The 15,395-nt window shown below is 54.8% G+C and carries 12 protein-coding genes, 1 pseudogene and 1 other annotated feature; of the genes and pseudogenes, 5 read left to right on the forward strand and 8 right to left on the reverse strand.

Annotated elements, in window-relative coordinates:
• Position 1 precedes the first annotated feature (1 nt).
• The 4 genes and pseudogenes from thrA to WG891_RS08910 all read right to left on the reverse strand — a co-directional run.
• Positions 2–2,461 carry a bifunctional aspartate kinase/homoserine dehydrogenase I gene (gene thrA, locus WG891_RS08895; RefSeq protein ID WP_337262465.1) on the reverse strand — a complete coding sequence of 820 codons (2,460 nt, stop codon included), beginning with the start codon at positions 2,459–2,461 and terminating at the stop codon, positions 2–4.
• Between the two features lie 26 nt (positions 2,462–2,487).
• Positions 2,488–2,606: a sequence feature (Thr leader region), on the reverse strand.
• Entirely contained in the window at positions 2,545–2,631 is an 87-nt protein-coding gene (gene thrL / locus WG891_RS08900) for a thr operon leader peptide (RefSeq protein ID WP_076942597.1), read from the reverse strand. Its footprint overlaps the feature before it by 62 nt.
• 193 nt (positions 2,632–2,824) lie before the next feature.
• The gene (locus WG891_RS08905) at positions 2,825–3,511 is read right to left on the reverse strand and encodes a tRNA/rRNA methyltransferase (RefSeq protein WP_337262466.1); all 687 of its coding nucleotides are present in this window, start codon (positions 3,509–3,511) and stop codon (positions 2,825–2,827) included.
• 385 nt (positions 3,512–3,896) lie between these two features.
• Positions 3,897–4,034 (reverse strand): annotated as a pseudogene (locus tag WG891_RS08910) (hypothetical protein); the annotation flags it as partial.
• A 108-nt stretch (positions 4,035–4,142) separates the two neighbouring features.
• Between WG891_RS08910 and arcA the strand changes: the two are divergent.
• Positions 4,143–4,859 (forward strand): two-component system response regulator ArcA, encoded by a 717-nt coding sequence (gene arcA, locus WG891_RS08915; protein ID WP_337262467.1) that lies wholly within the window; start codon positions 4,143–4,145, stop codon positions 4,857–4,859.
• Between the two features lie 52 nt (positions 4,860–4,911).
• On the opposite strand, the gene creA is transcribed toward arcA, so the two are convergent.
• A complete protein-coding gene (gene creA, locus WG891_RS08920) occupies positions 4,912–5,391 on the reverse strand; it encodes a protein CreA (RefSeq protein ID WP_337262468.1) in 480 nt (159 codons plus the stop codon).
• 344 nt (positions 5,392–5,735) lie between these two features.
• On the opposite strand from creA, the gene robA reads away from it, so the two are divergent.
• The gene (gene robA, locus WG891_RS08925) at positions 5,736–6,605 is read left to right on the forward strand and encodes an MDR efflux pump AcrAB transcriptional activator RobA (protein WP_337262469.1); all 870 of its coding nucleotides are present in this window, start codon (positions 5,736–5,738) and stop codon (positions 6,603–6,605) included.
• Here robA and gpmB read toward each other — a convergent pair.
• Positions 6,602–7,249, reverse strand: a complete 648-nt coding sequence (gpmB, locus tag WG891_RS08930) for a 2,3-diphosphoglycerate-dependent phosphoglycerate mutase GpmB (protein WP_337262470.1) — start codon at positions 7,247–7,249, stop codon at positions 6,602–6,604. The genes robA and gpmB overlap by 4 nt on opposite strands.
• Before the next feature lie 102 nt (positions 7,250–7,351).
• On the opposite strand from gpmB, the gene yjjX reads away from it, so the two are divergent.
• The gene (gene yjjX / locus WG891_RS08935; RefSeq protein ID WP_337262471.1) at positions 7,352–7,894 is read left to right on the forward strand and encodes an inosine/xanthosine triphosphatase; all 543 of its coding nucleotides are present in this window, start codon (positions 7,352–7,354) and stop codon (positions 7,892–7,894) included.
• Between the two features lie 15 nt (positions 7,895–7,909).
• Here yjjX and trpR read toward each other — a convergent pair whose 3' ends face one another.
• Together trpR and sltY are read right to left on the reverse strand one after the other, a co-directional pair.
• On the reverse strand, positions 7,910–8,239 hold the full coding sequence (gene trpR, locus WG891_RS08940) for a trp operon repressor (RefSeq protein WP_337262472.1): 330 nt from the start codon (positions 8,237–8,239) through the stop codon (positions 7,910–7,912).
• Positions 8,240–8,329: 90 nt separating this feature from the next.
• Positions 8,330–10,249, reverse strand: a complete 1,920-nt coding sequence (gene sltY / locus WG891_RS08945; RefSeq protein ID WP_337262473.1) for a murein transglycosylase — start codon at positions 10,247–10,249, stop codon at positions 8,330–8,332.
• A 527-nt stretch (positions 10,250–10,776) separates the two neighbouring features.
• Between sltY and WG891_RS08950 the strand changes: the two genes are divergently transcribed.
• Positions 10,777–13,506 (forward strand): cation-transporting P-type ATPase, encoded by a 2,730-nt coding sequence (locus WG891_RS08950; RefSeq protein ID WP_337262474.1) that lies wholly within the window; start codon positions 10,777–10,779, stop codon positions 13,504–13,506.
• A gap of 195 nt (positions 13,507–13,701) precedes the next feature.
• A complete protein-coding gene (gene ettA / locus WG891_RS08955) occupies positions 13,702–15,369 on the forward strand; it encodes an energy-dependent translational throttle protein EttA (RefSeq protein ID WP_076942607.1) in 1,668 nt (555 codons plus the stop codon).
• Positions 15,370–15,395 lie beyond the last annotated feature (26 nt).

Genomic DNA, 15,395 nt, shown 5'->3' on the forward strand with positions numbered 1-15,395 from the left:
ATTAAACTCCCAACTTCCATGACAGTGTGCGCAACAGATCGGCAAATACCCCCGCCGCCGTCACATCATTACCCGCGCCATAACCACGCAGCACCAGCGGCAATGGTTGATAATAACGGCTGTAGAAGGCCAGGGCGTTCTCACCGTTCTTCACTTTATACAACGGATCGTTGTCATCTACCGCATCAATACGCACCTGGCAACGGCCCTCCTCGATCGCCCCCACGTAGCGCAATACCTTGCCTTGCTCAGCGGCAGCGGCCACGCGACGGCCGAATTCGGCGTCCAGCTCAGGCAGACGAGCCAGGAAGCTCTCTACGTCCCCCGACGCGTCAAAGGACGCAGGCAGCACCGACTCAACCTCAATATCGCTCAGCTCAAGCGCATAACCCGCTTCACGTGCCAGAATCAGCAGCTTACGTGCCACATCCATACCGGAGAGATCGTCACGCGGATCGGGCTCGGTGTAACCATTCGCCTTGGCCTTCAGGGTGGCGGCCGACAGCGACATGCCTTCATCCAACTTGCCAAAGATAAACGACAGTGAACCAGACAGGATACCGGAGAATCGCGTCAGTTCATCACCGGCGTTAAGCAGATTCTGCAGGTTTTCGATCACCGGCAGGCCTGCACCCACGTTGGTATCGTACAGGAACTTGCGGCGTGAACCCGCAGCCGCGCTGCGCAAGCGCTGGTAATAGTTCATTGACGAGGTGTTAGCCTTCTTGTTTGGCGTCACCACGTGGAAACCATCGGCGAGGAAATCTGCATACTGATCGGCCACCGCCTGGCTGGAAGTACAGTCGACGATCACCGGGTTCAGCAGGTGGTACTCCTTCACCAAGCGGATCAGGCGGCCAAGGTTGAACGGCTCCTGCGCACTGCCCAGCTCATCGCGCCAGCTTTCCAGCGCAATACCGTGCACGTTGGTCAGCATGGCGCGCGAGTTGGCGATGCCACAAACACGCAGATCGATATGTTTTTGCTTCAGCCAGGGTTGCTGGCGATAAATCTGTTCGATCAACGCCCCGCCCACGCCGCCCACGCCAATCACAAACACTTCAATCACCTGATCGGTGTTAAACAGCATCTGGTGGCTGACGCGCACGCCGGTTGTCGCCGAATCATTATCAACCACAACAGAAATAGAACGCTCAGAAGAGCCCTGGGCGATGGCGACGATGTTGATGTTGGCGCGCGCCAGTGCCGAGAAGAAGCGCGCAGAGATACCGCGCAAGGTGCGCATACCGTCACCCACCACCGAGATGATCGCCAGGCGTTCCATCACGTCCAGCGGTTCCAGCACGCCGTCTTTCAGTTCCAGATAGAACTCTTCTTCCAAGGCACGGCGCGCACGCTGCAGCTCGCTCTGTGGCACACAGAAGCTGATGCTGTATTCAGAAGAGGATTGCGTAATCAGCACCACGGAGATCCGCGCCCGCGACATCACGGCAAACACTCGCGCCGCCATGCCCACCATCCCTTTCATGCCTGGGCCGGAAACGTTGATCATCGCCATATTGTTCAGGTTGGTGATGCCCTTCACCGGCATCTCGTCGTCCACGCTTTGACCACCGATCAGGGTGCCGGGAGCTTGTGGATTGGCGGTGTTTTTAATCAGGCAGGGAATTTGGAACTGGGCAATCGGAGTGATGGTACGCGGGTGAAGCACTTTGGCGCCGAAGTAAGAAAGCTCCATCGCTTCCTGATACGACATCGACTTCAGCAATCTGGCGTCAGGCACCGTACGCGGATCGCAGGTATAAACGCCGTCGACATCGGTCCAGATCTCACAACAGTCGGCGCGCAGGCAAGCGGCCAGCACGGCGGCAGAATAATCAGAGCCATTACGCCCCAGTACCACCAGTTCGCCCTTGTCGTTACCGGCGGTAAAACCGGCCATCAGCACGATGTGATCCGCTGGAATGGCGGCGGCGGCAATGCGCTTTGTGGATTCGGCGATATCGACGGTAGATTCCAGATAGTGGCCTTGTGCGAGCAGTTTTTCCACCGGGTTAATCACGGTGACCGGATACCCTCTGGCTTTGAATACCCCCTCCATCATAGCGATGGAAAGCTTTTCGCCACGGCAGATGATGGCAGCATTCACGCTATCCGGGCACTGCCCGAGCAGCGCCACGCCGTGCAGCACCTGTTTCAGCTGTGCGAATTCCTGATCGACCAGCGCTTTCAGGCGATCGTACTCAAAGCCCGGTAATGCCTTGGCCAAACCGCTCAGCAGCTCGGCAAAAATGCGCTCGGCATCGCTCATCGTGGGCTGAATATCCTGCCCGGCTACCGTTTTTTCTATCATCGCCACCAAGTGATTGGTGATCTTGGCGGGTGCGGACAATACCGTGGCTACCTGCCCTTGACGCGCGTTATTCTCCACGATATCGGCAACGCGCAGAAAGCGTTCCGCGTTTGCTACCGAGGTCCCACCAAATTTCAGTACTCGCATTTCTGTTTATCTCCTGAATTTATGACGAAAAAAAAGCCCGCACTGGTTAGGTGCGGGCTTTTTTCTTCTCTTTCCTGTGCGCGTCAGCCCGCCCCGTTACCTGTGGTATCGGTGGTGGTAATAATTGTGGTGTTCAGGCTGATGGTTCGCATTTGGTCTGTCTGTCTCATTAGAATCCTGTCCCCTCTATTGGTTAAAGCAATCACTTTCCCAAGTCAAATTATTTCTTCAACTTGCTCATTTAACACCCAACCCAGACTCTGCGCAATGAGACAGACTAAAACCAAAATTGCAGAATAAAAAATCAATAAAAAGCCTAATTCACAGTGAATTAAACTAGATTATCAAAAAATAACCTTAACATCACTTCATCAATTTTTTTTCGATGTCATGCAGCAGCGTATGCAACATCACGAGATCGCGCTGTTGCAAAACCCCCAGCCGCTGGTGGAGCCAATCGCGCAACTTTTGGTCATCGCTAACCTCCAGAGTGTTCAGCAGCCGATCGGTGCGCTGACGCAACGCCTTCAATTGTCCAGCATCGGCGGCAGGTTCCAGCGGTGGGCTGATCTGCATCAATTGCGCAAGCTGATAGCAATACACCATCACCGCCTGACCAAGATTAAGCGAAGGGTAGTCAGCAATCATCGGCACGCCGGTCAGCAAGTCCGCCAGTTCCAGCTCTTCATTGGTCAGGCCAGAATCTTCGCGGCCAAATACCAACGCCGCCTGCTGCACCCACTGTTGGCGCTCTATCAATTGCCCGGTCAGTTGCTGCGGCGTGCAGTAATAATGAAAACGAGCGCGGCTGCGGGCGGTGGTGGCCACGGTAAAATCCACATCGGCCAGCGCCTGTTGCAAGGAAGGGAACGTCTGTACCGCATCCAGAATGTCACCCGCGCCATGTGCCACCCAACGCGCAGCAGGCTGCAGATGAGCCTCGCTGTCGACAATGCGCAACGAGCTGAAACCCATGGTTTTCATCGCCCGCGCGGCTGCACCCACATTTTCCGGCCGCGCCGGAGCCACTAACACGATATGAAACTGCATCATTACTCCAGCAAAAAGTAAAAATAGTTCTTTGACTGTTGGGGGTAGCCTGATTATATTTACAAATGATTAACATAACCAAGCACCTCCAATAATAGGGATAAACAGCACTTTGGCCACATAAATCAAATGAAAGCTTAATATCTACAAGGCTACAATTAATTTATTTATTTATCATGTAATTAATAATTTCACTTCGTAAGTTAATCCGCGATTGTAACGCATCGCACCGGGCAATGCTGAATCGTTCACAGAATTTGTTAATCTATGGCTTAAGCTTGCATTTCTGTAAGTGTTTTTCACAAATCTGTTAACGTGCTAGAATTGAATTTGATATATGTCAACAAAGCGTAGTTTTGTTGGGTGATGAATTCGGTACGCGCTGTTATATTGCTGTTAACAGGGTTAGGATATGCGCCGTTTTGGCATCATTTGGGGATGCTGGTAATAGCGTCTCCTCCAAGCTAGCGATCTTGTTGACATTGATGGAAAGTGCATCAAGAACGAGTTTACGTACTTTAGTCGTTTGGTCATTAGAGGGAACGTGAGCGGTATCTCTGCCCTCAACGAAGAATACAAAGACTTCTGTACTTCCTATTTTCTATTTTGTTGGCAATTTTAGGTAGCAAATATGCAGACCCCGTACATTCTGATTGTCGAAGACGAGTTAGTCACTCGTAACACCCTGAAGAGCATTTTCGAGGCGGAAGGCTACATTGTTCATGAAGCCAATGACGGTGCAGAAATGCACAACATCCTGTCTGAAAATGATATCAACCTGGTTATCATGGATATCAACCTGCCGGGCAAAAACGGTTTACTGCTGGCACGCGAACTGCGTGAGCAAGCCAGCGTGGCGTTGATGTTCCTGACAGGCCGTGATAACGAAGTGGATAAAATCCTTGGCCTGGAAATTGGTGCCGATGATTACATCACTAAACCCTTCAATCCGCGCGAACTGACTATCCGTGCGCGCAACCTGCTGTCACGCACCATGAATCTGGGTAGCGTCGGCGAAGAGCGCAAGCTGGTTGAAAGCTACAAATTCAATGGTTGGGAACTGGACATCAACAGCCGTTCTCTGATCAGCCCGGCAGGCGAGCAATACAAACTGCCGCGCAGCGAATTCCGCGCCATGCTGCACTTCTGTGAGAACCCGGGCAAGATCCAGTCCCGCGGTGAATTGCTGAAGAAAATGACCGGGCGCGAGTTGAAACCGCACGATCGCACCGTCGACGTCACGATCCGCCGCATTCGTAAGCACTTCGAATCCACGCCGGATACGCCGGAAATCATTGCCACCATTCATGGTGAAGGTTACCGCTTCTGCGGCGATCTGGAAGAATAACTTCCGCAACGCTTTACCTAGGGGGCCAGCATCATGCTGACCCCCTTTTGTTTTATTTGGCTTCACCCCAAGGGATGATCGGCACCGCGCTCAAGGCATTCTTCGGTGAACCGTCAATCACTTTGTCTGAATAGGTCAGATAGACCAGCGCATTACGTTTGGCATCATAAAAACGCACTACCTGCAGCTTTTTGAACACCAGCGACGTCCGCTTCTGGAACACCACGGTGCCTTCTGACTTGCCATTTTTAATCTTGTCATTCAGCACGATAGGCCCAACCTGCTGGCAAGAAATCGCCGCATCCGAGGTATCTTCCGCCAGCCCGAGCCCGCCTTTCAGCCCGCCGGTTTTTGCCCGGCTGATATAACAGGTTACATTTTTAACATCCGGATCGTCGAACGCTTCAACCACAATTTTATGGTCTGGACCAAACAGTTTAAATACCGTATCCACTGAGCCAACCAGCTCCGCCTGCGCACCGCTGATCGTTGCACAAACGAGGCCAAACAAAAATATCCATCCTTTTTTCATTCACTTAACTCCAAGAAAACAGCCTAAAGGAAAACGGGGCGGTAATTAAGAATGCATATGTTTTAGATCACAGAACAGGGATTTCCTCGACCCGAGCTGCCATTTTTAGCACAGCGCGAGGGAAAAATCTTTGGGAGTCGCGGAAGAAAAAAATTGCTATTATGCGGACATCGTCATTTCTTCATGTTTGTTAATGTGTGCCTCCCCCGGTTGTTGCCCGGCGCATTGAGAGGGGGCATGGTGTGTCATGCAACTGATTGATGGATAAGTCAGTTAGCATCTGGTACCAGCGTGATTAATGAAATCGTTCGGGTTCCGACCCTACAGCTCTACGAGGAAGATCTATGGATCAAGCCGGTATCATTCGTGATCTGCTTAGCTGGCTGGAAAGCCATTTGGACCAACCTTTGTCATTGGACAACGTGGCAGCAAAAGCGGGCTACTCTAAATGGCATCTGCAACGGATGTTCAAAGATATCACCGGTAACGCCATTGGCGCTTACATTCGAGCCAGGAGATTATCCAAAGCCGCAGTCGCGTTACGCTTAACCAGCCGCCCGATTCTGGATATTGCCTTACAATACCGCTTCGACTCGCAGCAAACCTTCACCCGCGCGTTCAAAAAGCAGTTTACCCAAACACCCGCCTTGTATCGCCGTGCCGAAGACTGGAGCGCATCCGGCATCTGCCCACCGATACGCTTAGGGGCCTTTACACTGCCGCAGCCGGAGTTTGTCACCCTGCAAGAGCAGCACCTGATTGGCCTGACGCAGAGCTATTCCTGTACTTTGGAACAGATATCCAACTTCCGCAACGAGCTGCGTGCACAATTCTGGCGGCAATATTTGGGAGAGGCAAAAACCCTGCCCCCAGTGCTGTACGGCCTGCACCATTCACGGCCAAGCCAGGAGCGGGACGACGAGCAGGAGGTGCTCTACACCACCGCGCTGGAACCGCATCACGTGCCAGCCAACGTTCAGGAAGGCCAGCCGGTAGTACTGCCAGGCGGTGAGTACGCCATGTTCTGCTATCAAGGGCCGAGCTCAGGCCTGCAAGATTTTATCCTGATGCTGTATGGCACCTGCCTGCCGGCGCTCGAACTGACGCGCCGCAAAGGGCATGACATCGAGCGTTTTTATCCGCAAGGTGACCGCAGGCCACCTCAGGCACCCACCGAGATCAGGTGCGATTACCTGATCCCGATCCGGCGTTAACGCTGCAGTTCGTCTAACGCGGGCATGTCCAGATGCGAGACATCGCCCGCAGTTTCCACGATCCAGCCGGAAGCCAGCCACTGGCTTTGCTGATAGTCAACCCGCGACAGCGAACAGTTACGCAGGCGCAGGCGGCGCTCCGCATAGGCTGGCAGCCCCAGCACCGTGCTAATCAGGCAACCCAGGGCAATACCGTGGCTGACGATCAGCGGCTTGCTGCCCTGCGGCAACGTCAGGCAGTTTTCCAGCGCAGCGCGCACGCGTTCACCCAACTCCACCATGGATTCGCCTTGAGGGATACGGGCGTCGGCAGTACCATCAACCATCTGTTTGCGCCACTGCTCTTCCTGCAGTGTCAGGCTGTCGATAAAGCGTTCCTCCAGAACGCCCATGTGCAGTTCACGCAGCCGCGCGTCGTTAATCACGTCACAACCACACGCCTCTGCAATAATTTGTGCGGTGCGACGGGTGCGGCCCAGATCGCTGGTAATCACGTGCGTAATGCCTTCAAAACGCATGCGCTTGGCAACCTGTTGTGCCTGATATTCGCCTTTAGCGGTTAACGGGCTATCGGACTGGCCTTGAATACGACGGGCCGCGTTCCATTCCGTTTCGCCGTGGCGAACAAGGTATACCTGTAACATGTTTGTTTTCCGTTATACTGCGTGAAACTTGAGTTTATCTGCGCCCGGCGGCCACTGACACCAACGCCTGGCGTGTTGTGACAGAAGGATATTAAACCCGTTATGTACCATGTTATTGCTGCAACTACCAACCCGGCAAAGATCAAGGCTATTCAATTGGCCTTTGCCGATACCTTTGGCGAGGACCAGTGCCGTATTGAATCGGTAGACGTCGCCAGCGGCGTCTCGATGCAACCAATAGGCAATGTCGAAACGCGTACCGGTGCGCGGCAGCGGGTGATGGAAGCACGGCAGGTGCGGCCAGAGGCCGACTTTTGGGTTGGCGTCGAGGCCGGGATCGAAGAGAACATGACCTTCGCCTGGATGACGATAGAAAACCCGCAAACCCGGGGTGAATCGCGCTCTGCCAGCCTGATGCTGCCAGAAACTATTTTACAGGGAATTCGCGCTGGCCGCGAACTGGGGAGTGAAATGGCGGAGCTGACGGGCAATACCGAGGTGAAACGTCAAGGGGGCGCGATCGGCATTTTTACCGATGGCAGGCTGAGCCGCACCAGCGTTTACCACCAGGCTCTGCTGCTGGCCCTGGTGCCGTTTCACAACCCGATTTACCGCAGCTACGCTAACAATACGCCGCCTCAATAATCCGCTGGGGTGATGCTACTGCGCATCGCCCAGCAACTGCTGCTCCAGCCACTGCTTCAACGCCGGGGATGCGGCTTTCAGGCTGTTCGACCCACGGGTAATGGTGGCAATCCCTGCACCCAGTTCATTCTTCAGCTCACGCTGGCTCATTTCGCCACGCATCAATTCCTGAATAATCCGCACGCGCGTCCCGAGTGCGGTCCGTTCGTCCGGCGTCAACAGCAGTTGCATCAATTGTTGGTGCAGGTCTTGGGTAAACGAACTTTGCAGCAGTGCCACAAAGCGCAGCCAATCGTCGTTGCCGGCCTCTGAAATAGCGGGATCGTTAAGTGATAATTGCGTCATGGCAGCCACCATACTATTTAACTAGTACAGCAGCATACCATATCCCTACTGGCCCGCAAAATTCAGGCCAGTAGAGCTGTACCTTTAATCTCAATAGCGCCGCTGCCATTCCGCATCGGTCAGCACCTTCGCCGGGCGATGCATGAAGTGGCGATAAAACGCGTCATAAGCCAAAACGTTCTTCACGTAAGAACGGGTTTCCGAGAAAGGAATACTTTCTACAAACGCCACCGCGTCAACGCGGCCATCGCTATTCCCCAGCCAGGTATTCACCCGCGATGGGCCAGCGTTATAGGCAGCCGAAGACAGAATACGGTTACGGCCAAATTGCTGGTAGACCGATTCGAGATAGCTGGTGCCAATGTTGATGTTGGTTTTGGGATCAAACAATTGGCTTGGGCTGGAGTAGCCCGGGATGCTGTACATCTCCACCGTATGCTGGGCGGTACGCGGCATCACCTGCATCAGCCCAGTGGCGCCGACTGGCGACTGGGCTTTCGGGTTCCAGGCGCTTTCCTGGCGGGCAATGGCCATGGCATAACTCGGCGTAATGCCTTTATCCTCGGTGGCGCGATGGAACTCCTGCGACCAGGCCATCGGGAAGCGCTCCTCCAGATGATCCCACAGCTTGGCGACGATGGTTGCCTGCACGCTCAGATCGGCCCATTTCTGATCGAAAGCATAACGAGCCAAGGCTTCCTGCTCCGGCTGGCTGCGGCTGGCCACAAACGAACTCCATTCGCTGCGCGCCAGGTTGTCCATATTCCAGTACATCAGCTCACGCACGCGGGCAATTTCCGGGCCATTCACCAGCGCAGCGCTGGGCTTGGTGGCAGCGAGCACCTTTATCGGATAGGGTACATTCAGCTTTTGGGCCGCCACCATCGGATAAAAACCGCGTTCATTCATCAGGCTACGCAGTATCTGCTCCCCTTCGCTGCGTTTACCTTCATCGATCAATTCACTGGCGCGCCAGTAACGCCATTCGTCTTTATTGCGGGATTCTTCCGGCAAACGCGCCAACCAGGTTTTCAACCCTGCACGATCGCCAGCCCCCAGCGCCATACGCACCCGGCGTTCCAGCAACGCAGGGGACTGACTGCGCAAGATCACCCGATCGCGCCATTGAGTCTGCTCAAAAGTGGCATCGCTACCCATCAACCGCCAGGCCACCGCCTCTTCCAGTTCCAGCTTCTCGCTGTCGCTCATTTTCTGCAGACGGGCAAGGGTCGGGATCATCGCACGGGCACGTTCCGCATCCTGGCGCGCCAAACGGGCGAAAACGATGCTGGTAGCAGAACGGGTAAAATCGGTCGGGCCAACGCTGCGGGCAAACGACTCTACAGTGGCCGGGTCGTTTTGCAGGCGTACCAAGGCATCACCCATGGTCTGATAGCTGGCAGGCAACTGGCGATACAGGTAGTTCACCAGGCTGCTGTTACCCTCGGCCAACGCCAGTTTCATGCGCGCCAGCGTGTTCAGCGGCGTCTGCTTGCCAGCCGCCTGCCACACAGCAAACAGCTTGTCGCAGGAACCCGGCAGGGTTTTGCCGCTCAGCCAGACCTCGTCTGCCCCGCTCCAGGCGGCCTGCTGATCGCCGGTCGCCCATTTGGCGTAATAGTAATTACAACGCGCGGCAACGGGCTTAGGGGCCTGCGGGCTGAACGCCAGCAACGTGCGCCAGTCTTCACGGCGTGCCAGTTCATTGACAAAACGGGAGGAGAGCGATTGGGCTGGCGGCAGCGTTGGGTTCTTCTGGAGAAATTGGCTTATCTGCGCCACGCTGACGGTGCTGAGATCCTGCGTTAACTGGCGGTATTCCAGATACGGGTACAGCGGATAATCCTGCAGCGTCGGCAGCAGTTGCTGCATTACGTCCTGCTGATTGCTGTCCCAAGCCTGCTTGATTTGCAGGTAACGCTGACGCTGGGCATCCAAAGAATCTGCCAATGCTGCACCAGAAAATGCTGTGAGGCACAGGCCTACTGCCAGAAGCCGCCATTTGTCCATACTTACTCTTTCCTCACTGGGTTGTCTTGCCAAGAAGCCTATGCACCACGTTCAGCAGCACTTGATACTTATCATAGACAGCAGAAACGTATATCCATTCATTAGATTATAAGAAGTTTACTGTCACAGTGTATTTCATTGTACGGCAACCTGGTTTCGAATTGAGGTCTTGATAACTCACATGATTATCTACACTTTTTTCATCACACAATATCCGGGATGTTCTATAGTTTTCTTTGCTGGCACCTTGTTTTCCTCTACACAAAATGACAGCAAACAGACGTAAAAACAGAAACATTCACATGCATAATGAAACAATGGTTATTAATTTTATTTTATTATTCCAGATCAAAATCCTAAGCTAGCGATTACTTACTATCATGCGGCCAATGACTTACCCACAGGGTTATTGAAAATTACTCACATTCACGCCTGTATGACAGCAAAACCATGGACATCAACCCGGCAAAAGGGCCGCCGACACCAGTGGGAATACAGATTCAATTTACTTTTAGGAGAGGCGTTAAATGCCAACACATACCCCCCATGAGCCTCATGCTCCCATTACGCCGGAGAAAGCCTGGTATCAGTATGATATCAAAGAAACTCTGCAGCATTTAGACAGCCAGCCCGAAGGCTTGAGTGAACAAGAAGCCGCCGCACGCCTGGCAAAATTCGGCCCGAATGCGCTGCCTGAAAAGGCCGGGAAAAGCGCCATCATGCGCTTTATTGCCCATTTCAAAGATGTGCTAATCTATATCCTGCTGGCCGCGGCCTTTCTTAAGGCGGTGATGGGTCACTGGATCGATACCGTAGTGATCCTTGGCGTGGCCGTCATCAACGCGCTGATCGGCTTTATCCAGGAAAACAGCGCAGAGAAATCGCTGAAAGGCATTCGGAATATGCTTTCCAGCCAGGCGATCGTAGTACGTGACGGGATTAACCATACGGTGAATGCCGAAGACCTGGTGCCCGGCGATATCGTGTTGCTGCGCCCTGGCGATAAAATCCCTGCCGATCTGCGGATGTTGGAATCGCACAACCTGCAGGTTGAAGAGGCGATCCTGACCGGCGAATCGACCGTTGTCTCCAAGCAAACCGATGCCATTGCTGAAGAAGCGATGATTGGCGATCGCACCAACCTGCTGTTCTCTGGCACCACCATCAGCGCCGGGAATGCCAAAGGCGTGGTGATCGCCACCGGTGGTCATACCGAGCTCGGCCACATCAGCGAGATGATCTCTACCGTTGAAACCCAGCGCACACCGCTGCTGCAACAGATGGACCGTCTGGGCAAAGGGATCTTTATCCTGATCCTGGTGATGATGGTGCTGTTGGGCCTGTTTGCCTTGACGCTGCGCGATATGCCGATCGGTGAATTACTGTTGGCCTTGATCAGCCTGGCGGTGGCCTCGGTGCCTGAGGGGCTGCCCGCTATCATCTCGATCATCCTGTCGCTGGGCGTGCAGGCGATGGCGCGCAACCGCGCGATCATCCGCAAACTGCCAACGGTAGAAACCCTCGGTTCGATGACGGTGATCTGCTCGGATAAAACCGGCACCCTGACCATGAACGAAATGACGGCGAAAAACGTCATCATGGCCGATCATGCCTTCCGCGTAGAAGGTGAAAGTTATCAACCCACCGGCGGTATTTTCTTCGCCGATAGCAACAAACAGGCGCGGGTGCAGGACATCCCCACGCTGGCGCAGTTCATTACCGCCATCACCCTGTGTAACGACAGCCAGGTGAAGCAGGATGACAGCGGCCGCTGGATCATCACCGGCAGCCCGACGGAAGGTGCGCTGAAAGTGTTGGCAATGAAAGCCGAACTGGCGATCGGCGAAACCCGTCAGTTGGCGAAGATCCCGTTCGACTCCAGCTACAAATACATGGCAGTACGCAGCCAGGTAGCAGGCAAAAATCAGGTGTTTCTCACCGGCGCCCCTGACGTGCTGTTCTCGCTGTGCGAATTGGAATTGACCGAGTCCGGCATCAAACCGTTCCGCCGCGACTACTGGGAAAAAGAGATGTCGCGCTTTGCCGAACAAGGCTTGCGCATGGTGGCTGCCGCCAGCAAAACCACACCTGACGAAGAAGTCGAGCTGGATCATGACGATATCCGCCAGCAGATGGTGTTTATCGGCATCGCCGGGGTGATGGATCCACCACGCCCTGAAGCGATCGCCGCCATCGCCGAATGCCAGCAGGCCGGTATCCGCGTGAAGATGATCACCGGCGATCACCAGACAACCGCTATGGCCATCGGCGCCATGCTCGGTATCGGTAACAGCCAGGACTCCATCACCGGCAACCAGCTGGAACATATGGATGATAAAGCGCTGGCAGAAGCCGCCGTGCATTACGATATCTTTGCCCGCACCAGCCCGGAACATAAGCTGCGTCTGGTAAAAGCCTTGCAGAACAAGGGGGAAGTGGTCGGCATGACCGGCGATGGCGTTAACGATGCGCCAGCGCTGAAACAGGCCGATGTCGGTATCGCCATGGGGATCAAAGGCACCGAGGTCACTAAAGAAGCCGCAGATATGGTATTGACCGACGATAACTTTGCCACCATCGCCAGCGCGGTGAAAGAAGGCCGCCGGGTATATGACAACCTGAAGAAAACCATCCTGTTCGTGCTCCCCACCAACCTGGCGCAGGGCCTGTTGATCATCATCGCCATTCTGGCAGGGGCGATACTGCCGTTAACCCCGATCCAGATCCTGTGGATGAACATGGCTACGTCAACCACCCTGTCGTTCGGCCTGGCGTATGAGCCTGCGGAGAAAGGGTTGATGCACCGTAAGCCGCGCGTACCGGGCAGCCACGTGCTGGATCTGCACGCCATCTGGCGCATCGGCTTTGTTGGCATTCTGATCGCCATCAGCGCCTTCATTCTGGAAGCCTGGATGGCACCGCGCGGTTACAGCAGCGAATTTATTCGTACCGTGCTGCTGCAAACCCTGGTCACCGCGCAGTGGGTTTATATGTTCAACTGCCGCACGGCCGATCGCTTCCCGCTGAATCGTCAGGTGTTTATGAACAAAGGCCTGTGGCTGGTGAGCGGCGTGCTGCTGCTGTTACAGATGGCCATCATTTACCTGCCATTCATGAACTCGCTGTTCGGCACCGAACCGCTGCCGCTGTTCTACTGGGGCATCACGCTGCTGATTGCGGTCGCGCTGTTCCTGATTGTGGAAGCCGAGAAGTGGGTTATCGTGCGCATCAAGGCAAACCGCAAAAAAACGGCGTAAGCTGTGCGCCAATTTTTATCCAGCGCCCGGCTTCCCTGCCGGGCGTTTTTCTTTATCGGCGGCAAATTCCCCTTCCGCGCACATTAACGGGTATACTCAGCGATCGTCGTGGGAGGTCTGGGATCTGTTGCTGAAACGGGCTACACTCGTGCCGCCAGACATCCTATAAAAACTGATAGAGAGGCTCGGAGCAACGTGGCTCAATACGTCTATACCATGCATCGCGTCGGCAAAGTGGTTCCGCCGAAGCGTCATATTCTGAAAAACATCTCCCTGAGTTTCTTCCCTGGGGCCAAAATTGGCGTACTGGGCCTGAACGGCGCCGGTAAATCCACCCTGCTGCGCATTATGGCCGGCATCGATACCGATATCGAAGGGGAAGCTCGCCCACAACCGGGTATCAAGATTGGCTACCTGCCACAGGAACCGCAGCTCAACCTGGAACACACCGTACGCGAGTCGGTAGAAGAAGCGTTGGCAGAAGTGGTGGGTGCCCTGAAACGCCTTGACGAAGTGTACGCACTGTACGCTGAAGAAGGGGCTGATTTCGACAAGCTGGCCGCAGAGCAAGGCCGCCTGGAAGAGATCATTCAGGCGCACGATGGCCACAACCTCAACGCCCAGCTTGAGCGCGCCGCCGATGCGCTGCGCCTGCCGGAGTGGGACGCCAAAATCGCCAACCTTTCCGGTGGTGAGCGCCGCCGCGTTGCGCTGTGCCGCCTGCTGCTGGAAAAGCCGGACATGCTGCTGCTGGACGAACCGACCAACCACCTGGATGCAGAATCCGTGGCCTGGCTGGAGCGCTTCCTGCACGACTTCGAAGGCACCGTAGTGGCGATCACCCACGACCGTTACTTCCTGGATAACGTTGCGGGTTGGATCCTCGAGCTGGACCGTGGCGAGGGCATTCCGTGGGAAGGCAACTACTCTTCCTGGCTGGAGCAGAAAGACGCTCGCTTAGCGCAGGAAGCCTCTTCCGAAGCCGCTCGCCGTAAGTCGATCGAGAAAGAGCTGGAGTGGGTGCGTCAGGGCACCAAAGGGCGTCAATCCAAGGGTAAAGCCCGCCTGGCACGCTTTGAAGAGCTGAACAGCACCGAATACCAGAAACGTAACGAAACCAACGAGCTGTTTATCCCACCGGGTGCACGCCTGGGCGATAAAGTGGTGGAAGTCAGCAATCTGCGCAAATCTTATGGCGATCGCGTGTTGATCGACGATCTCTCCTTCTCGGTACCTAAAGGCGCGATCGTCGGCATTATCGGCCCGAACGGTGCCGGTAAATCGACGCTGTTCCGCATGATGTCCGGTCAGGAACAGCCTGATTCCGGCAGCATCACGCTGGGTGATACCGTCAAGCTGGCCTCGGTCGATCAGTTCCGCGACAGCATGGATAACGCTAAAACCGTGTGGGAAGAAGTCTCCGGCGGTCAGGACATCATGCGCATCGGCAACACCGAAATGCCAAGCCGCGCCTACGTCGGCCGCTTTAACTTTAAGGGCGTCGATCAAGGTAAACGCGTGGGTGAGCTGTCCGGTGGTGAACGCGGGCGTCTGCATCTGGCCAAGCTGCTGCAGGTTGGCGGCAACGTGCTGCTGCTCGATGAACCGACCAACGACCTGGATATCGAAACCCTGCGCGCGCTGGAAAACGCCCTGTTGGAATTCCCAGGCTGCGCGATGGTGATCTCGCACGACCGTTGGTTCCTTGACCGTATTGCCACCCATATTCTGGATTATCAGGATGAAGGCAAAATTGAATTCTTCGAAGGTAACTTTACCGAATACGAAGAGTACAAAAAGCGCACTTTGGGTGCCGAAGCGTTGGAACCACGCCGCATCAAGTACAAAAGAGTCACCAAGTAATCCGATTCAGCCCGCATTCTGCGGGC

This window comes from Serratia sp. MMO-28 (assembly GCF_037199905.1).
In the GTDB taxonomy this organism is placed as follows: domain Bacteria; phylum Pseudomonadota; class Gammaproteobacteria; order Enterobacterales; family Enterobacteriaceae; genus Chania; species Chania oryzae.